Origin of the sequence: Phycicoccus mangrovi, assembly GCF_018729305.1 — a bacterium.
GTDB classification, from domain to species: domain Bacteria; phylum Actinomycetota; class Actinomycetes; order Actinomycetales; family Dermatophilaceae; genus Phycicoccus; species Phycicoccus jejuensis.
This window is the reverse complement of sequence record NZ_JAHHWP010000012.1, coordinates 202,570-220,368: the sequence shown is the minus strand read 5'-3', so window position 1 is coordinate 220,368 and position 17,799 is coordinate 202,570. Positions and strand designations below refer to the sequence as shown.

Here is a 17,799-nt window from a genome sequence, read left to right as displayed (position 1 = left end):
GGGTGGTGGGCGGTCAGGCGCGCCGCAGGACGACGTCGCCGTAGCCGGCGCGCACCCGGACCTCGACGGTCGGCTCGTCCTCGGCCGGAGGGCCGCTCGCCTCGAGGTCGCTGCGGACGGTGCCGTGGCGGGCCTCGACGTCGAGCCACGTGGCGACGCCGTCGGCGACACCGACCTCGACCCGCCCGTAGGCGCTGTCGACGCTCACCGTGCCGCCGCGGACGGCCGCGACGCGGACGTCGCCGGCCGAGGCCTTGGCGGTGATGCCGCGGTCCGCCCGCTCGACGCGGACGTCGCCGGCGGTCGTCGAGAGGTGCAGCGGCCCGCGCCCGGTGCCGACGGTGACGTCACCGGCGGCCGTCCGCGCGGTCGTCTCGTCGCCGGCGTCCTCGACGCGGATGCTCCCCGCCGACGTGCGCAGCTCGACCCGGCCCTGCGCCGTGCCGACGCGGACGTCGCCCATCGACGTGCGGCCGCGGAGGGCGCCGGTGTGCTCCAGCGTGATGTCGCCCATCGAGGTGTCGACGTCGACCGTCCCGAGGGTCCCCGTCGCGCGGACGCCGCCCCAGCCGCGGACCTCGAGGCCGGAGCCCTCCGGCAGCCCGACGACGATGTCGGCGCGGTCGCCGGTGCCGACCATGGCCCGGAGGCGGCCGGCCACGGAGCGTGGCGACCGGACGACGACGCGGCCGTCCGTGTGCTCGACGAGCACGGCGGCGGCGTGGTCGACGTCGCCCTGGCGCCCGGGGTTGTGCGGCCGGACGTCGACGACGGTCTCGTCCGTGGCGGACGCCCGGACGGTGAGGTCGGCGCCGGACACGTCGACGTGGAGCGTGACCGGTCCTGGGGTGCTGAACGTGGGCATGGCGGATCCTCCCGTGGCGGGTCGGGCTGTGGCTGTGGGGTTCTGGCGGAGCCGGGCGTGGGTCCCCGGCGCGATGGCGGGGGCTAGCGCACCCAGCCGGTGTGGCGCTGGCCGGTCCTCACCGGCGGCACCTGATGGCTCGAAGTCGGCGAGGAGGAGGGGTCGGCGACCGCGGCGGCCACCGTGCGGACGAGCCAGGCGTTGACGGACATCCCGGCGGCCTCGGCCGCCTCCTCGACGCGTGGCTTGAGGCGCTCGGGCAGGCGCAGGCTCAGGCGGGCGGTGCCGCCGGCCTCGTCGTCGTCCGTCTCGACGGCGGCCGGGGCGGGGGTCGGGGCCGGTGCGACGTCGGGCACGGCGGTGGAGACGACGAGGTCGAGGTCGCGCCCCCGCATCCGGACGTCGACCGAGCCCGGGGCCAGCCGCTCGCTCACCTCGGCGGCGGCCTCGACGACGGCGTCGAGGAGGAGCATCCGGGCGGACGGCTCGAGGGTGCCGGCGACGAGCTCGGCGAGCTCGGCCGCCTCGGGTCCCCCGGCCCGGGCCGCGACGACGAGGTCGCGCTGGAGGCGGGCGACGTAGGGCGTGAGGTCCATGACGCCACTATGACACCACGATGACGTCATCCGCAAGAGGGATGGCGCCACCGCGGCGTCACGGAAGCGTCAGGGCATGGTCAGCGCCCCCGGGAGGCCGGGCTGCGCAGGTCGGCGAGCACCTGCTCGAGGGACGGGGCGTTGCGCCGGTTGTACGGCAGCCGGGAGAGGGCCATCCCCATGGCGCAGGTGTTCGTCAGGGCGGCGCCGGCCAGGCCTGCGCCGACCGCCCCGGCGACCCACACCGCCCCGGGGACGACGAGGGAGGCGAGGACCGAGAGCAGGACGATGCTGCCGGCGACGAGGCGGACCTGCCGCTCGAGCTCCCAGCGCTCCTCGCCACGGACGAGCGGCGCGCCGGCGGCCTCCCAGGCGACGACCCCGCCGGTGAGCACGTGGAGGTTCGGCAGGTCGGCGGCGGCCTCGGCGAGCACCTGCTCGGCCTGGCCGGCGCGGGCACCGGACCGGCAGACCAGCACGACGTCCTCGGCGAGGTGGGCGGCGAGCTCGTCGCGGTGCTCGGTCAGCAGGTCGAGGGGGACGTTGTACGAGCCGGGCACGTGCGCCGTCGTGAACTCCCCGGCGGTCCGGACGTCGAGGACGCGCGGGCGGTCGGGGGTGTCCATCCAGTCACGCAGGGTGGGGGCGTCGACGGCGGCGGGGTGTCGGGTGGTGTCGGCAGAGGTCACGGGAGGGGGGCCTTCCGGGCAGGGGTGACCGTCCGGCGCCGCGGGGCGTCGGCCGGTCGGGACGGAGGAGGTGGTGCGGACAGAGGGGAGATCGGTCGTCGGCCGGTGTCAGACGACGGGTAGGCCGGCGCTGCGCGCGTGCTCGTCGAACGAGTCGTCGACGAGCACGACGTGCGTCCCGGCGGCCGCGAGCAGGGAGGCGGCGATGGAGGCGCGGTAGCCACCGGCGCAGTGCACCCACACCTCGCCGTCGGGGACCTCGTCGAGTCGGGTCGGCAGCTCGTGCAGCGGGATGCTCGTGGCGCCCTCGACGTGGGCTGCGGCGTGCTCGGAGTTCCGGCGCACGTCGAGGACGGACACCTCGCGGTGGTGGCGGACCTGGGCGAGGTCGGCGAAGGTGGCCCGCGGCGTCGAGGCCAGGGGCTCGTCCGTCCAGTCCTCGGGCGCGCCGTCGGCCGCGCCCTCGAGCCGGTCGACGCCGATGCGGACGAGCTCGCGCCGGGCCTCCTCCACCTGCTCGGGCGACTCGCCGAGCAGCGTGAGCGCGCTGCCCCAGGGCATGAGCCAGCCGAGGTAGGTCGAGAACTGGCCGTCGAGACCGATGTTCAGGGTCCGCGGGACGTGGCCCCGGGCGAACGCGGTGCGGTGGCGCAGGTCGACGACCCACTCGCCGGCGGCGAGGGCGCGGGCGACGGCGTCCTTGTCGGCGCGGGCCGGAGCGGCGTCGAGCCCCGGGGCGTCGGGGCCGGCACTGTTGGCCGGGCCCATGTGGGCGTAGTAGGTCGGGTACTCCTCGAGGCCGGCGAGGATGTCGGCCACCCAGGCCTCCTCGTCGTGGGTGAGGGCGGGGTTGACCCGCTTCTCGTCCCCGATGGTGGAGCTGTCGGCGCCGCTCGTGGCCCCCGCGGCGCAGAAGCTGCCGAAGCCGTGGGTCGGCAGGACCCGCGCGCTGTCGGGCAGCTCGTCGGCGAGGCGGTGCGCCGAGGCGAACTGGTGGTGGACGAGGGCGTGCGTGTGCTCGGCACCGAGGAGGTCCGGACGCCCGGTGGCCCCGAAGAGGAGCGACCCGCCGCTGAACACCGCCTGCTGCTCGCCGCCCTCGAGGAGGGCGTACGAGAGGTGCGTGAAGGTGTGGCCCGGGGTGGCGATGGCGCGCACCGACATCGTCGGGGAGACCTCGACGACGTCGCCGTCGCGGATCGGGTTGCGCTCGAACGAGACCGTGTCGTCGGCGTTGACGTGGTAGCGCGCGCCCACCTGCTGCGCGAGGGCGAAGCCGCCGGTCACGTAGTCGTTGTGGATGTGCGTCTCGAAGACGTCGGTGATGCGGACGCCCTCGCGGGCGGCGAGCTTCAGCACGCGGTCGATGTCGCGCTGTGGGTCGACGACGACGGCGAGCTCGCCGTCGTGCGCGAGGTAGCTGCGGTCGCCGAGGCTCGGCGTCTCGATCTGGAGGATGTGGACCATCGGAGGACCTTTCGGGAGGGGTCAGGTCGGGCGGGGCCGGTCGGCGCGACCGGCGGGTTGTCCGGACAGAGGGGTCAGGAGGACGGGTGGAGGACCAGCTGGTCGAGCAGGACCCAGCCGGCGAGGAGCACGAGCAGTGCGGCGAAGGCGCGCTGCAGGACGGGGGCGCGGACCCGGGCGGCCACGCGCTGCCCGAGGACGGCGGCGACGCTCGCCGTGAGGGCGAACGGGGCGATGACCGCCCAGTCGAGGTGCGCGCCGGTGGCCCGGGTCGCGAGCGCGGCCGCGGAGTTGACCGCGATGACGAGCAGCGAGGTGCCGACCGCGTCGGCGAAGGTGAAGCCGGCCGCCGCGACCAGGGCGGGGACGGCGAGGAAGCCGCCACCGACCCCGAAGACGCCGATGAGCACACCGACCCCTGCTCCCGCGACCACGCTGCGCAGGGCGGACGCCGGCCGGGCGGGTGAGTCGGCGGCGCGCCGACCGCCGGCGGAGCGCCACATGACGGCGGCTGCGGCGAGCATGACGACGGCGAAGCCGACGAGGACGACGGCATCCGGCAGGCCGGCCGAGAAGTGGGCGGCGAGGACCGACGTCGCCAGGCCCGCGAGGCCGAAGAGCAGGCCGGCCCGCACCTTGACCCGTCCGGCGCGGGCGTGGGCGACGACCCCGGCCAGCGACGAGAGCACGACGATGACGAGGGATGCGGTGGTCGCCTCGTGCGGTGACTCGCCGAGCACGTAGACGAGCGCCGGCACGGCGAGGACGGAGCCCCCTCCGCCGAGGGAGCCCAGCACGAGCCCGACGGCGAGGCCGAGCGCAGCGGCGACGAGCGGCATGCTCACGCACCCCCGGGGACGGGTCGACCCGACGCCGGGGCGCCGTGGGCCCACCCGGTCCGGCAGGTGTCGGGGGTCGTGCGCGGGGGCATCCGTGGAAGTTCCTCTCGGTCGGGGTCTCGCCAAGTTGTCCGTACATCTTATACCCAGATGGGTATGGCGAGATCGCCCCCGGGGGGATGCCGCGGGTGACGGGCAGCCGAGGGCGGAAGGCGCCGACGAAGGGGGCGGCGCGCGTCAGGCCTCAGGCGTCCGGGTCCTCGGGGCGGCTCTCCGCGCCCAGCCGGAAGCCGCCCGGGGTCCACGAGGTCAGCAGGTCGTAGCGGTCGCCGCGCACGAGGGTGCGCCGGTACTCGAGCGGCTGGCTGCCGAGCACGGTGCCGGTCCGTTCTACGGCGAAGCAGGCGACGCCGGGGCCGAGCTGCAGGAGTCGCCGCTGGGCGTCGTCCGGGACGACGGCCGCGATGCGCTCGCGGCCCCCGCTCGGGCGGACCCCGACGCGGCGCACGAGCTCGTCGTAGAGCGCGGCGTGGCCGAAGTCCGCGTCGAGCAGCGGTCGACCGACCTCCTCCGGAAGCCAGACGCGGTCGTGCGCCAGCGGCAGGTCGTCGGCGTAGCGGAGGCGCTCGAGGTGGAACAGCGGGGCCTCGGGCGCCAGCCCGAGCTCGCGGGCGGCGTGGGCGTCCGTGCGGATGCCGAGGTCGAGGACCTCGCTGCGCTGCTCCAGCCCCTGCTCCTCGACGACGCGGAAGAGCGAGTACAGACCACCGAGGGGCTGCTCGATGCTGCGCGCCGCCACCCGGGTGGAGCGGCCGCGGTGGGTGTCGAGCAGGCCGCTCTCCCGCAGCCGGCGCAGGGCCTCGCGGACGGTGTGCCGCGAGACGCCGTAGCGCTCCGTCAGCTCCAGCTCCCCCGGGAAGCCGTCGGCGAACTCGCCCGCCCCGATGCGCCGCAGCAGGTCCCGGTGCAGCACCTGCCACTTGGGCTCCCGGCGCGGCGACGGGCCCTCGGCCGTGACGTCACGGCCGGTGGAGGGTGCCATGCCCTCGAGGATAGGCCCGGGCGACGTCACGGCTGCCTCCCGGTCAGGAGCGCCGCACGACGGGGACGTGCAGGTCGCCGAGGCGGGCGATGAGGCGCAGGGCGTCGTGGGGCGCGTGGCCGCGGGCGTCGTTGTCGAAGAACACGACGACGTCGTGGTCCTGCGCCCAGCCGCGGCAGCGCTCGGCCCACCGGTCCAGGGCGGCGTCGGAGTAGCCGCTCGCGTAGAGCTCGGTGTCGCCGTGGAGGCGGACGTACACGAGGTCGCTCGTGACGGCGTCGGCCGTCGGCCACCGACCGGCCGTGTCCGCGACCACCGTCGCGACGTCATGGCGGCGCATCAGGTCGGCCGCCTCGTCGGTGCAGAACGTCGCGCTGCGGAACTCGAGGGCGTGCCGGATGCGCCGCGCGGCCAGCCCGTGCGGGGCCCGGGTCAGGGCGCGGTCCTCGGGGACCTTGGCGTCGTGCCGCCGGGCCAGCGCGGCCGCGTCGGCCACGGTCCGGGGGAGGAGCGCGAAGAAGTCGGCCAGGAGCGCGGCGTCGTACTCCTGCCGCTCGGGCAGCTGCCACAGCATCGGGCCGAGGTGCGGGCCGAGCGCCAGCACGCCCGAGGCGAAGAAGTTGGCGAGCGGCACCTCGACGTCGCGCAGGCGCTTGAGGTGGGTGACGAACCGGCCTCCCTTGACGGCGAGCTCGACGCCGTCGGGGACCTGCTCCCGCCAGTGGGCGTAGGTCGTCGGTCGTTGCAGGGAGTAGAACGAGCCGTTGACCTCGAGGGCGCCCATCCGCTCGGCGGCGTACCGCAGCTCCTCGCGCTGCACCAGGCCGCCGGGGTAGAAGTCGCCCCGCCAGCGCGGGTACGTCCAGCCCGACGTCCCGACGCGGATGCGTCCTCCGCGCGCCTGGTCCGCCGTCACGTCGGGCACCTACCCGGACGGCTCGACGACCACACCGCCCTCGCGTCGTGCGGGCGAGCCGGGCCGTGGTCCCTCCACGACCCGCCTCCCTAGACTGCGGGCATGGCGGCGACTGCGACGAGGCTCCTGCTCCTCGGTGCCGTCATGGTCTTCGAGCCGGTCAACGGCTACCAGATCCGGCGCGAGCTGCTCTCGTGGCGGGTCGACGAGTGGGCCCACGTCAACCCCGGCTCCATCTACTCCGGGCTGGCGACCCTGACCCGCATGGGCCACCTCGACCGCCACGACCTGGTCGACGGCGGCCGGGAGGTCGCCGTCTACACCTCGACCGCCCAGGGCCGCGACGCCTTCGCCGGGCTCTGGCGGGCCGCGGCGGAGACCGTCGACCTGCTGAGCCCGCTGGACTTCCACACGGCGCTCTCGCTGCTCGGCCTCGTGGACCGGGACGAGGCGCTCGACGCCTTCACCGCGCGCCTCGCCGCCCTCGATGCCGAGGTCGGGCGCCAGGCCGACATCTACCCGGAGCCCGAGCGGATCCCCCCGAACGTCCACGCCATGGCCGACCTCTGGGTGGGGCTGGCGGCGACCGAGCGCGAGTGGCTGGTCACCCTCCTCGGTCGGCTCCGCGCCGGCGAGCTCGACCTGCGCGGCGACGAGATGTCGTGGGCGCCCGCGGCCGACGACCCCGGCGTGCAGATGGTCGCCGACCGGTCGCGCTACCTGGAGATCATCCGGGGCGGCTGACCACCTCCTGCGCGACGACCGATGAGTCGGCGGCGGCTCTGCGGTCCACCCGTGCGACGGCGGCCCCGGTCAGGGGTTGCCGCCCTACTGGTCAATGTTGAATACTCTCGGTGTTCAACGTTGACCACGACCGAGGAGGACCCATGATCCACGCACGCGGGCTCGTCCAGACGTTCCGGACCCGAGAGGGCCGCCGGACGGCGGAGGTGCGCGCCGTCGACGGTGTCGACCTCGACGTCGCCGAGGGCGAGGTGGTCGGCTTCCTCGGGCCGAACGGGGCGGGCAAGACCACGACCCTGCGGATGCTCACCACCCTGCTGCGGCCCACCGCCGGCACCGCCACCGTCGCCGGGTTCGACGTCACGAGCGAGCCGACCGAGGTGCGCCGCCGCATCGGGTACGTCTCGCAGAGCGGCTCCACCGGCAGCTTCGCCCGCGCGGGCAACGAGATCGTCGACCACGGGATGCTCTACGGGATGGCGGAGGCCGACGCGCGCCGTCGTGGCCACGAGCTGTTCGAGCAGCTCGACCTGCCGGGCATGTGGGACCGCCAGCCCAGGTCGATGTCCGGCGGTCAGCGCCGACGCCTGGACATCGCGATGGGGCTGGTCCACGACCCCACCCTCGTCTTCCTCGACGAGCCGACGACGGGTCTGGACCCGCAGGCCCGGGCCAACCTCTGGGAGCACATCGGCGCCCTGCGCACCGAGCGCGGCGCCACCGTCTTCCTCACCACCCACTACCTCGACGAGGCGGACGCGCTCTCCGACCGGATCGTCGTCATCGATCACGGCCGCATCGTCGCCGCCGACACGAGCGACAACCTCAAGGCGCAGGTCGCCGGCGACCTCGTCGACCTCGAGGTCACCGACGCCGAGCGGGTCGCCGACGCGGCCGCGCGGCTGGCCACCATCGCGACCGACGTCGAGGTCGAGGGCCGACACGCCCGCGGTCGCGTGCCGCGCGCGGCCCAGGCGGTCCCGAGGCTGCTGCGCGACCTCACCACGGACGGTGTCGAGCTCGCCTTCTTCGAGGTCAAGCGCCCGACCCTCGACGACGTGTTCCTCACCCTCACCGGCCGGTCGCTGCGCGACGCCGAGGCCGGCACCGAGACCACCGAGCCCACCCCCGCAGGAGCCCCCGCATGACCTTCCTCCGCGAGTCCTTCATCGTCTTCCGCCGGCAGCTGCGGATGAACCTGCGCAACCCCACCTGGGTCGTCATCGGACTCATGCAGCCGGTGCTCTACCTCTTCCTCTTCGGTCCGCTGCTCGAGCCCCTCGCCGCGCAGTTCGGCTACGCCAACAGCTGGACCTTCTTCGTGCCGGGGATGCTCGTCCAGCTCGGCCTCTTCGGGGCGTTCTTCGCCGGGTTCGGGCTCATCGCGGAGTGGCGGGACGGTGTCGTCGAGGCCGAGCGCGTCACGCCGGCCAGCCGGACCGCGCTCCTCATGGGGCGGCTCTGGCGCGACCTGATCCAGCTGTTCGCCCAGGCACTCGCCCTCGTCGGGCTGGGGTACGTGCTCGGGATGGACGCGTCGGCCGGCGGGGCCGCACTCGGCGTCCTCATCACGCTGCTCATGGGTGGGGCGTGCGCCGCGGCGTCGAACGCGTTGGCGCTCACCACGAAGAGCGAGGACGTGATGGCTCCGGTCATCAACGCGGTGATGATGCCGGTGCTGCTGCTCTCGGGGATCCTCCTGCCGATGACGCTCGGCAAGGACTGGCTGCAGAAGGTCAGCGACTTCATGCCGACCCGGTGGGTGGTCGACGGCGTGCGCACCTCGTTCCTCGGCGAGTTCGGGAACAGCGCGTTCCTCTGGGGCGCCGTGTGGTCCCTCGCGCTGTTCACCCTCGCGATGTGGTGGGGGACGCGCACCTTCCGCAAGGAGAACGCCTGACCCGGCGGTCTGCGGCCCGAGACCCACACGCACCCCGTCGACGAGCGGCAGGGAGTGGCGTCGGCGCCCCCGGAGACGACAGGAGCCGCAGCCCGGGGTGCGGACTGCGGCTCGTGGTGGTGGCCAGGGGCGGGGTCGAACCGCCGACCTTCCGATTTTCAGTCGGACGCTCGTACCAACTGAGCTACCTGGCCTGGACCTGCACGGAAGGGCCGGACGTATCCGGCCCCTCTCGTGAAGGAGCGACCCCGACGGGACTCGAACCCGCGACCTCCGCCGTGACAGGGCGGCGCGCTAACCAACTGCGCTACGGGGCCTTGGCTGGTGCAAGACCGTATCCCCAACGGGATTCGAACCCGTGCTACCGCCGTGAAAGGGCGGGGTCCTGGGCCGCTAGACGATGGGGACCCGACCTTCGCCGGACCCTCTCCGTCGCACAACCCGGGATCGGATCCGTCGAGGACTCCGAAAGCATAGGGGAGATTCTCGCGACCACCAAAACGGGGTCCGACCGGGGCCGGAGGGGCGTCAGCGCAGGTGCCCGAGGGCGTCCCGGACGAGCGCGACGGCCGCCTCGTCGGCGAGCCCGGCGGCCCGCGCGGCGCGGGCGAAGTCGGCCGCGGCGAGCCGCATCGCAGGGTCCCCGTCGCTCCGGTCCCCGCCGGCGCCCGGGGCCACGAGGGTCCCGAGGCGTCCCCGGGTGACGACGAGGCCGGCGGCCTCGAGCTCCTTGTAGGCCCGCGCGACGGTGTTGGCGGCGAGGCCGAGCTCCTCGGCGAGGCCGCGGACCGTCGGCAGCCGCGTGCCCTCGGCGAGCCGCCCGTCACCGACGGCCTCGGCCAGCTGGCTGCGCACCTGGTCGAACGGCGGTCGCGCGCCGTCGTGCTCGACACGCAGCACGCCGTCGAGGGCGGTCGTGACGCGCCCGCTCACCGCCCGGCCTCCGTCCACTCCAGCACCCGCTCTACCTCCCACGTCGTGACGACGCGCTCGGCCGGCACGCCGAGCCGCTCGGCCCGCTCGCACCCGTACGCCTTCATGTCCAGCTGCCCGGGAGCGTGTGCGTCGGAGTCGATGCTGAAGAGGCAGCCGATCTCCAGCGCGAGCGTGACGAGCTCGTCCGGCGGGTCGCAGCGCTCGGGCCGACTGTTGATCTCGACGGCCGTGCCGTGCTCGGCGCAGGCCTCGAAGACCGCGCGGGCGTCGAACTCGGACTGCGGGCGGGTGCCGCGCGAGCCGGTGACGAGCCGTCCCGTGCAGTGCCCCAGCACGTTGACGCGCGGGTTCGAGACCGCGGCCACCATCCGCCGCGTCATCGGGTCGGCGTTCATCCGCAGCTTGCTGTGCACCGACGCGGTGACGAGGTCGAGGCGGCCGAGCATCTCGTCGGTCTGGTCGAGCGAGCCGTCGTCGAGGATGTCGACCTCGATGCCCTTGAGCAGTGTGAACTGGCCTGCGAGCGAACGGTTCACGCCGTCGACGATCTTCAGCTGCTGCCGCAGCCGCTCGACCGTCAGGCCGTTGGCCACGCGCAGCTGCGGGCTGTGGTCGGTCAGCACCATCCACGCGTGCCCGGTCTCGACGCCGGTCAGCACCATCTCGTCGATGGGGGAGCCGCCGTCGCTCCAGTCCGAGTGCAGGTGGCAGTCGCCGCGGAGCATCCCGTAGAGGTCCTCGCCGCCGTCGACGAGCGGGCCGCCGGACTTCTCCTGGAGCGACGCCAGGTACTCCGGCACCTCGCCGGCCACGGCCTCGGCGATGACGCCCGCCGTCGACTTCCCGATGCCGTCGAGCTCCTGCAGCGTTCCGGCAGAGGCGCGCTCGCGCAGCTCGTCGCCGTCGAGCGCCCTCACGCGCTTCACCGCGTTGCGGAACGCCTCGACCCGGTAGGTGCCGGCGCGGGTGCGCTCGAGCAGGAAGGCGATGCGGCGCAGCGCGTCGACGGGGTCGACGGGAGCCTCCAGCGGCTCGAGCAGGGCGACCATGCCGTCGATGCTGTCACAGCCGCGGCGCGGCCGGACGGGACGCGACGGCCCCGTCCGACCGGTGGTGCGCCGGCGTCAGCAGACGTCGTCGAGCGCGCTGAGCAGCCGGTCGACGTCCTGGCGGTTCGTGTACGGCGCGAGGCCGACCCGCACGCCACCCGCGTCGCCGAGGCCGAGGTGGCGGCTGCACTCCAGCGCGTAGAAGCTGCCTGCGGGGGCGTTGACGCCGTGGCTGGCCAGCGTCCGGCGCACGTCCTGTGGGTCGCGGCCGGTCACCGTGAAGAGGAGGGTCGGCGTGCGGCGGGCGGCGTTGGACCAGACCTGAACCCCTCGGCGACCGCGCAGCGCCGGCTCGAGGCGCGCGAGCAGCCCCTCCTCGTGCTTCTCGAGGGCGGCCATCGACGCGCGCAGCCGGGCCCGCCGGTCCTCGGGCGTCACGGGCGTGTCGAGGTCGTCGAGGCCGGCGAGGAAGTCGACGGCGGCCGTGGTACCGGCCAGCAGCTCGTAGGGGAGCGTCCCCAGCTCGAAGCGCTCGGGCACGTCGTTGCTCGAGGGCAGCAACTTGTCGGGGTGCAGCGACTCCAGCAGCTCCGGGTCGGCCGCGAGGACGCCGCAGTGCGGCCCGAGGAACTTGTACGGCGAGCAGGTCCACACGTCGGCGCCGAGCGCGGCGACGTCGACCGGCACGTGCGCGGTGGCGTGCACGCCGTCGACCCAGTGCAGCGCGCCGACCGCGTGCGCGGCCGCCGAGATCGCGGCGGTGTCGGGCCGGGTGCCGGTGAGGTTGCCCGCCGCCGTCGTCGCGACGAGCCGCGTGCGCTCGCTGAGCACCGCCTCGACGGCGGAGGTCGGCATCTCGCCCGACTCCGGGTCGAAGTCGACCCAGCGCACGGTCGCGCCGACCGCCTCGGCGACCTGGACCCACGGGCGGATGTTCGAGTCGTGGTCGAGCCGCGTGACGACGACCTCGTCACCGGGGCCCCAGCCCTTGGCCATCGCCCGGGCGAGGTCGTAGGTGAGCGTGGTGGCGCTACGGCCGTGGACGATGCCCCGCGGGTCGGCGCCCAGGAGGTCGGCCATCGCCTGCCGGTAGGCGACGACGACCGCGTCCGCCCGGCGCTCGGACGAGGTGACGACGCCCCGGTTGGAGATGGCCGAGGTCAGCGTGTCGGCGACGGCGCGGCCGACGACGTCCGGCACCTGGCTGCCGCCGGGGCCGTCGAAGTGGGCCGCCCCCTCGACGAGGGACGGGAAGTGGGAACGGATCCGCTCGACGTCATAGGCCATGCCGTCATTTTCGCCCATCGGCGGCGCCGCACGGTGCGCGCCCTCCCGGCCGATGACCGGCTGTCCGAGGGGTGGGCGCGCACCGCGGCGGTGGGTCACCAGGAGGTGTGCAGCGGCCGTCCCTCGGCGAAGCCGGCCGTGCTCTGGATGCCGACCGTCGCCCGCTCGTGGAACTCCTCGAGCGAGCGCGCGCCGGCGTAGGTGCACGCGCTGCGCAGGCCGGCGACGATCTGGTCGATGACGTCCTCGACGCTCGGGCGCGCGGGGTCGACGTACATCCGGGCGCTGCTGATGCCCTCCTCGAAGAGGGCCTTGCGGGCGCGGTCGTACGCGCTCTCGGTGGCGGTGCGGTTGCGCACGGCCCGGGCCGAGGCCATCCCGAAGGACTCCTTGTACTGGCGGCCCTGCTCGTCGGTGTAGAGGTCGCCGGGGGACTCCAGCGTCCCGGCGAACCACGAGCCGACCATGACGTTCGACGCGCCGGCGGCCAGGGCGAGCGCGACGTCGCGGGGGTGGCGGACACCGCCGTCGGCCCAGACGTGCTTGCCGAGCTCGCGGGCCGCCGTGGCGCACTCGAGCACCGCGGAGAACTGGGGGCGGCCGACCGCCGTCATCATCCGTGTCGTGCACATCGCGCCCGGTCCCACGCCGACCTTGACGATGTCGGCGCCCGCCTCGATGAGGTCGCGCGTGCCCTGCGCGGAGACGACGTTGCCGGCGACGACCGGCACGCCGAGGTCGAGGGAGCGCACCTGGCGCAGCGCCTCGATCATCTTCTCCTGGTGGCCGTGCGCGGTGTCGATGACGAGGACGTCGGCGCCGGCCTCGGCGAGGGCCTGCGCCCGCTCGGCGACCTCACCGTTGATGCCGACCGCTGCCGCGATGCGCAGGCGGTTCGACGCGTCGACCGCGGGGGAGTACAGGTGCGCACGCAGGGCGCCGGCGCGGGTCAGCAGGCCGACGAGCGTGCCGTCGGGGGCGATGACCGGGGCGAGTCGGCGGCGGGCGTGCGAGAGGACGTCGAAGGCCTTCTCGACGTCGACGCCGTCGTCGAGGGTCACCATCTCGCGGACCATGACGTCGGCGAGCTGGGTGAACCGGTCGACCCCCGTGAGGTCGGTCTCGCTGACGATGCCGACCGGGCGGTCGCCCTCGACGACGACGGCCGCGCCGTGCGCGCGCTTGTGGAGGAGGACGAGCGCCTCGCCGGCGGTCGTCGTCGGCGCGAGGCTGATCGGGGTGTCGTAGACGAGGTGGCGCGACTTCTGCCACGCGATGACCTCGCGGACGACCTCGACGGGGATGTCCTGCGGGATGACGGTCAGCGCACCGCGGCGGGCGGTCGTCTCGGCCATCCGGCGGCCGGCGATCGCCGTCATGTTGGCGACCACGAGGGGGATCGTCGTGCCCGTGCCGTCGGTGCTGGCGAGGTCGACGTCGAGCCGGCTCGTGACCGACGAGCGGTTCGGCACCATGAAGACGTCGTCGTAGGTGAGGTCGAGCTGGGGCATGAGGCCGTTGAGGAACTGCACGGGTCCAGCGTAGGCGCGCGGGGCCATGGGGCAGGATCGGCCGGGTGAGCCTCATGGCGGAGTCCCCGGCCGACGCGCGGCGCCGCACGGCGCTGCGCCGGATGCGCCTGGTCGCGCTGTCCCTCCTGCTGCTCGCGGCGGTCGTCTTCCTCGCGACGCTGCGGCTGGACCACGGCGGCGTCTGGGGCTACGTCAACACCGCGGCCGAGGCGGCGATGGTCGGCGCGCTCGCCGACTGGTTCGCCGTCACCGCCCTCTTCCGGCACCCGCTCGGGCTGCCGGTGCCGCACACGGCGATCATCCCGCGGCGCAAGAACGAGATCGGGCGCAACCTCCAGGAGTTCGTCACCGAGAACTTCCTCACCGTCGAGATCGCCCGCGAGCGGCTCGCGGCGGCCGACGTCACCGGCCGGCTCGGCCGCTGGCTCGGGGTCGCGCGCAACCGCCGACGCGTCCTCACCGAGGTCGTCCGGGTCGCGCGCGCCGGCCTCGGCCGGCTCACCGACGACGAGGTGCGCTCCCTCGTCGCCGACGTCCTCGTGCCCCGCCTCGTCCGCGAGCCGGTCAGCCCGATCGCGGGCGCGCTCCTCGAGGGGGTCGTCGAGGAGAGCACCCACCACGGGCTCGTCGACCTCGGCCTCGAGCAGCTGCACGACTGGCTGCGCGAGAACCCCGGCACCTACGCCGACGTCCTCGGCAGCAAGGCGCCGTGGTGGACCCCGCCGTGGCTCGACGACCGCGTCATCACGTGGACCTACGACCAGGTCCTCGCCTGGCTGCGCGAGATCCGCCGCGACCCGCGCCACCCGGCGCGGCTCGCCCTGGACGACCTCCTGCGCCGGCTCGCCCACGACCTCCAGCACGACGCCGACGTGATGGCGCGCGCCGAGTCGCTCAAGGAGCGCCTGCTCACCCATCCCCAGGCCACGGAGACCGCGGTCGGGCTGTGGCGCTCGTTCCGCACCTCGCTTGAGACGGCGATGGACGACGAGCACTCGTACTTCCACACCCGCGGCGACGAGCTGCTCGAGCACCTCGGCGCCCGGTTCGAGCACGACCCGGAGTGGAAGGCCGTCGCCGAGGCGCGCCTCGGCGAGGCGGTCTCGTTCGTCGTCTCGACCTACGGCGAGGAGCTGGCCGAGGTCATCTCCGTCACCGTCGAGCGCTGGGACGCCCGCGAGGCCTCAGAGCGCATCGAGCTGCACGTCGGCCGTGACCTCCAGTTCATCCGGATCAACGGCACGGTGGTCGGCGCCCTCGCAGGCCTCGTCATCCACGCGGTCGCGCAGCTGCTCGGATGACCCCGGCGGGCGCCCGGCTGGGATGCTGGGACGCATGACCGCCGAGGCCGCCACCCCGCCGACCCGCCTGCTGCTCACCGCCGCTGGCCTGAGCGCGCTCGTCTTCGCCGTGCTGGACGCCGTCTGGCTGACCACCGGCTCCGGCACGCTCTACGACGACCGGATCGGCCACCTGCTCGCGGAGAAGCCGAACATGGCCGCGGCAGTGGCGTTCTACGTCGTCTACCTGCTCGGCTTCGTCCACTTCGTCGTCCGGCCGGCGCTCGCGGCGGGCTCGGTGCGGCGGGGCGTGCGCGACGCGGCGGCGTTCGGCGTCGTCACCTACGCGACCTTCGACCTCACCTCGATGGCGGTCTTCCGGGACTTCCCGCTCGTCGTCGTCCTCGTCGACATCGCGTGGGGGACGGTGCTGTGCACCGTGACCGCCGCCGTCGCGCTGGGCGTCACCCTGCGCCGCCGCTGACGGGCGGCGGCGCAGGGCGAGCGTTCACTTCTTCTTCGGCGGGAGCGGGAAGAACATGCTCGTGCGCTCCTGGTACTCCGGGTAGCCGGGACGCTTGGCCATCTCGGACTCCAGCAGCCGGGCCCCGGTCGCGAAGGCGAGGAAGTAGGTCATGACGACCGGCGAGAGCACGGTGAGCACCCCGGGCCACGCCTCGGCCGCGACGACCCACATGCCCCACCAGACGGCGGAGTCGCCGAAGTAGTTCGGGTGGCGAGTCCAGCCCCAGAGGCCGCGGTCCATGACCTTGCCCTTGTTGGCGGGGTCGGCCTTGAACGCCTTGAGCTGGGCGTCGCCGACCGACTCGAAGGTCACGCCGACGAGCCAGACCACGACGCCGAGCGCCGCGACCCAACCGAGGGCGGAGTCGGTGGCCGCGGCGACCTGCAGCGGCAGCGACACGAACCACGCCGCCGCGCCCTGGGTGCCGAAGACCTTGACCAGGGCGGTGCGGAACCGCTTCTCCTCGGGGACGCCCGACAGCATCTTCGCGTAGCGCGGGTCCTCGCCCTGCCCGAGCGCACGCCCGCGGATGTGCCACGCCAGCCGGCCACCCCAGAGGGTGACGAGCACGGCGAGCAGCAGCGAGCGACCCGAGTGCTGACCGGCGAGGTACGCGACCCAGCCGATCGCGACGAAGACCAGGCCCCACGTGATGTCGACGACCGCGTACTTGCCGACCCGCTTCGACCACAGCGCCGTGGCGGCCATGGCCACGAGCGACGTGAGGGCGGACGCGACGAGGACGACGCCGAGCGTCCCTCCGGAGAAGCCGTCCATCAGCGCGCGGGGTCCGAGACGACGGCCGGGCCGCCGGTGCGACGGAGCAGCAGCTGGTCGACGCCCATCCGGTTGTCGCGGAACGCCTGCGCCCCACCGACGAGGTAGAGGCGCCAGACGCGCGCGCCCTCCTCGCCGAGGAGCTCGACCGCGCGGTCCCAGTTCTCCTCGAGGGTGCGGTGCCAGGCCTCGACCGTCCACACGTAGTGCTCGCGCAGCGCGTGCACGCCGCGGACCTCGAAGCCCGCGCCCTGGAGGAAGGTCAGGGTGTCGCCGACGGGACGCATCGTCATGTCCGGGGCGATGAACTGCTCGATGAACGGGCCGCCGCCGGGGTGGTGACCGCGGAAGCGCGACATCTGCTGGACGAGGACGTACCCGCCGGGCTTGACGTTGCGGTGCAGCACCTCGGCGTAGGTGTCGTAGTTCTTCTCGCCGACGTGCTCGCCCATCTCGAGCGACGCCACGGCGTCGTACGGGCCGTCGTGCACCTCGCGGTAGTCCTGGAGGCGGATCTGCACCCGGTCCTGGAGGCCGCGCTCGCGGATCCGCTCGTCGATGAACGCCTTCTGCTCGGCGGCGATCGTCACGCCGGTGACGTGCGCCCCGAAGTGCTCGGCCGCGTAGAGCGACAGCGAGCCCCAGCCGCAGCCGACGTCGAGGAAGCGCATGCCTTCCTGGAGGCCGACCTTGCGGCAGACCATGTCGAGCTTGGCGGCCTGCGCGTCGACGAGCGGCATCTGCGGGCCGTCGGCGTAGAACGCGCACGAGTACGCCATGTGCGGGTCGAGGAGGAACTCGTAGAACTCGTTCGAGAGGTCGTAGTGGTGGCTGATCGAGGCGCGGTCACGGGCCAGCGAGTGCAGCCGCCCCTTGATGACGGCCTGGGTCGCCGGCGGGGCCGGCGGGCGGGCGAGGGCCCCGGCGTCGCGGGCGAGCCGGACGAGGTCGGGGAGCATCCGCGCGACGCGGGCCGGGGTGAGCGGCGGGATGCTGCGCGCCGCCACGGTCTCGCGGACGAGGTCGAGGGCGTCGCCGATCTCGCCGTGCACCTCGATCTCACCGGTCACGTAGGCCTGCGCGGCGCCGAGCTCGCCCGGGTGCCAGAGGAGGCGGGTCAGGGCCCGGGGCGAGCGCAGCTCGACGAGCATGGCGCCCTCGGGGCCGGCCTCGGAGCCGTCCCAGGCCCGCAGCCGCACCGGCAGGGGGCCGGCGAGGAGGGGTCGCAGGGCGGCCTCGATGCGCGGGGCGAGCCCCTGCGTCGAGGTGCTCGTCGTGCTCCGGTCGGTCAGCGTCACGGGGGCTCCTGGGGTGTGGGGGGTAGGGGAAGGCCGGGCGCTGGCTGCAGCGCCCG

Annotated in this window: 18 protein-coding genes and 3 tRNA genes; 5 read left to right on the top strand and 16 right to left on the bottom strand. The window is 74.3% G+C overall.

Features of this window, described 5'->3' with window-relative positions; all coding sequences use genetic code 11:
- Positions 1-13 precede the first annotated feature (13 nt).
- The 7 genes from KMZ30_RS11475 to KMZ30_RS11445 form a co-directional block, all read right to left on the bottom strand.
- Positions 14-865, bottom strand: a complete 852-nt coding sequence (locus KMZ30_RS11475; protein ID WP_215512158.1) for a DUF4097 family beta strand repeat-containing protein — start codon at positions 863-865, stop codon at positions 14-16.
- 83 nt (positions 866-948) lie between these two features.
- Positions 949-1,461 (bottom strand): histidine kinase, encoded by a 513-nt coding sequence (locus KMZ30_RS11470; RefSeq protein WP_215512159.1) that lies wholly within the window; start codon positions 1,459-1,461, stop codon positions 949-951.
- Between the two features lie 80 nt (positions 1,462-1,541).
- Complete coding sequence (locus tag KMZ30_RS11465) at positions 1,542-2,150, bottom strand: rhodanese-like domain-containing protein (RefSeq protein WP_308279629.1); 609 nt, start codon at positions 2,148-2,150, stop codon at positions 1,542-1,544.
- A 108-nt stretch (positions 2,151-2,258) separates the two neighbouring features.
- Positions 2,259-3,617: an MBL fold metallo-hydrolase gene (locus KMZ30_RS11460; RefSeq protein WP_215512160.1), complete on the bottom strand. Its 1,359-nt coding sequence runs from the start codon at positions 3,615-3,617 to the stop codon at positions 2,259-2,261.
- 74 nt (positions 3,618-3,691) lie between these two features.
- Positions 3,692-4,456 carry a sulfite exporter TauE/SafE family protein gene (locus KMZ30_RS11455; protein ID WP_226901960.1) on the bottom strand — a complete coding sequence of 255 codons (765 nt, stop codon included), beginning with the start codon at positions 4,454-4,456 and terminating at the stop codon, positions 3,692-3,694.
- Between the two features lie 244 nt (positions 4,457-4,700).
- The gene (locus tag KMZ30_RS11450) at positions 4,701-5,498 is read right to left on the bottom strand and encodes a GntR family transcriptional regulator (protein WP_215512162.1); all 798 of its coding nucleotides are present in this window, start codon (positions 5,496-5,498) and stop codon (positions 4,701-4,703) included.
- 43 nt (positions 5,499-5,541) lie between these two features.
- Entirely contained in the window at positions 5,542-6,414 is an 873-nt protein-coding gene (locus KMZ30_RS11445) for a DUF72 domain-containing protein (RefSeq protein WP_215512163.1), read from the bottom strand.
- A 102-nt stretch (positions 6,415-6,516) separates the two neighbouring features.
- Between KMZ30_RS11445 and KMZ30_RS11440 the strand changes: the two genes are divergently transcribed.
- From KMZ30_RS11440 to KMZ30_RS11430, 3 genes are all read left to right on the top strand, one after another.
- On the top strand, positions 6,517-7,158 hold the full coding sequence (locus KMZ30_RS11440; RefSeq protein WP_215512164.1) for a PadR family transcriptional regulator: 642 nt from the start codon (positions 6,517-6,519) through the stop codon (positions 7,156-7,158).
- A 143-nt stretch (positions 7,159-7,301) separates the two neighbouring features.
- Positions 7,302-8,306: an ATP-binding cassette domain-containing protein gene (locus tag KMZ30_RS11435; protein WP_215512165.1), complete on the top strand. Its 1,005-nt coding sequence runs from the start codon at positions 7,302-7,304 to the stop codon at positions 8,304-8,306.
- Positions 8,303-9,058 carry an ABC transporter permease gene (locus KMZ30_RS11430; protein WP_215520013.1) on the top strand — a complete coding sequence of 252 codons (756 nt, stop codon included), beginning with the start codon at positions 8,303-8,305 and terminating at the stop codon, positions 9,056-9,058. Before KMZ30_RS11435 ends, KMZ30_RS11430 begins: the two co-directional genes overlap by 4 nt.
- Before the next feature lie 117 nt (positions 9,059-9,175).
- Here the strand turns inward: KMZ30_RS11430 and KMZ30_RS11425 are convergent.
- From KMZ30_RS11425 to KMZ30_RS11395, 7 genes are all read right to left on the bottom strand, one after another.
- Positions 9,176-9,252 (bottom strand) — tRNA-Phe (locus KMZ30_RS11425).
- Between the two features lie 49 nt (positions 9,253-9,301).
- Positions 9,302-9,375: transfer RNA gene (locus KMZ30_RS11420), tRNA-Asp, on the bottom strand.
- An 18-nt stretch (positions 9,376-9,393) separates the two neighbouring features.
- Positions 9,394-9,466 (bottom strand) — tRNA-Glu (locus KMZ30_RS11415).
- A 120-nt stretch (positions 9,467-9,586) separates the two neighbouring features.
- Positions 9,587-9,991, bottom strand: coding sequence for a GntR family transcriptional regulator (locus KMZ30_RS11410; RefSeq protein WP_308279631.1), 405 nt, complete (start codon positions 9,989-9,991; stop codon positions 9,587-9,589).
- Positions 9,988-11,043, bottom strand: a complete 1,056-nt coding sequence (locus KMZ30_RS11405) for a PHP domain-containing protein (RefSeq protein WP_215512167.1) — start codon at positions 11,041-11,043, stop codon at positions 9,988-9,990. Before KMZ30_RS11405 ends, KMZ30_RS11410 begins: the two co-directional genes overlap by 4 nt.
- A 75-nt stretch (positions 11,044-11,118) precedes the next feature.
- The gene (locus KMZ30_RS11400; protein WP_215512168.1) at positions 11,119-12,330 is read right to left on the bottom strand and encodes a cysteine desulfurase-like protein; all 1,212 of its coding nucleotides are present in this window, start codon (positions 12,328-12,330) and stop codon (positions 11,119-11,121) included.
- Between the two features lie 95 nt (positions 12,331-12,425).
- Positions 12,426-13,862: a GuaB1 family IMP dehydrogenase-related protein gene (locus KMZ30_RS11395; RefSeq protein WP_215512169.1), complete on the bottom strand. Its 1,437-nt coding sequence runs from the start codon at positions 13,860-13,862 to the stop codon at positions 12,426-12,428.
- Positions 13,863-13,915: 53 nt separating this feature from the next.
- On the opposite strand from KMZ30_RS11395, the gene KMZ30_RS11390 reads away from it, so the two are divergent.
- Both KMZ30_RS11390 and KMZ30_RS11385 read left to right on the top strand, forming a co-directional pair.
- Entirely contained in the window at positions 13,916-15,163 is a 1,248-nt protein-coding gene (locus tag KMZ30_RS11390) for a DUF445 domain-containing protein (RefSeq protein ID WP_226901991.1), read from the top strand.
- Positions 15,164-15,197: 34 nt separating this feature from the next.
- On the top strand, positions 15,198-15,626 hold the full coding sequence (locus KMZ30_RS11385; protein WP_215512170.1) for a DUF2177 family protein: 429 nt from the start codon (positions 15,198-15,200) through the stop codon (positions 15,624-15,626).
- Positions 15,627-15,650: 24 nt separating this feature from the next.
- Here KMZ30_RS11385 and KMZ30_RS11380 read toward each other — a convergent pair whose 3' ends face one another.
- Entirely contained in the window at positions 15,651-16,445 is a 795-nt protein-coding gene (locus KMZ30_RS11380) for a DUF1295 domain-containing protein (RefSeq protein ID WP_215512171.1), read from the bottom strand.
- Complete coding sequence (locus KMZ30_RS11375; protein WP_308279632.1) at positions 16,445-17,743, bottom strand: class I SAM-dependent methyltransferase; 1,299 nt, start codon at positions 17,741-17,743, stop codon at positions 16,445-16,447. The genes KMZ30_RS11380 and KMZ30_RS11375 overlap by 1 nt, the downstream gene beginning before the upstream one ends.
- Positions 17,744-17,799: the final 56 nt, after the last annotated feature.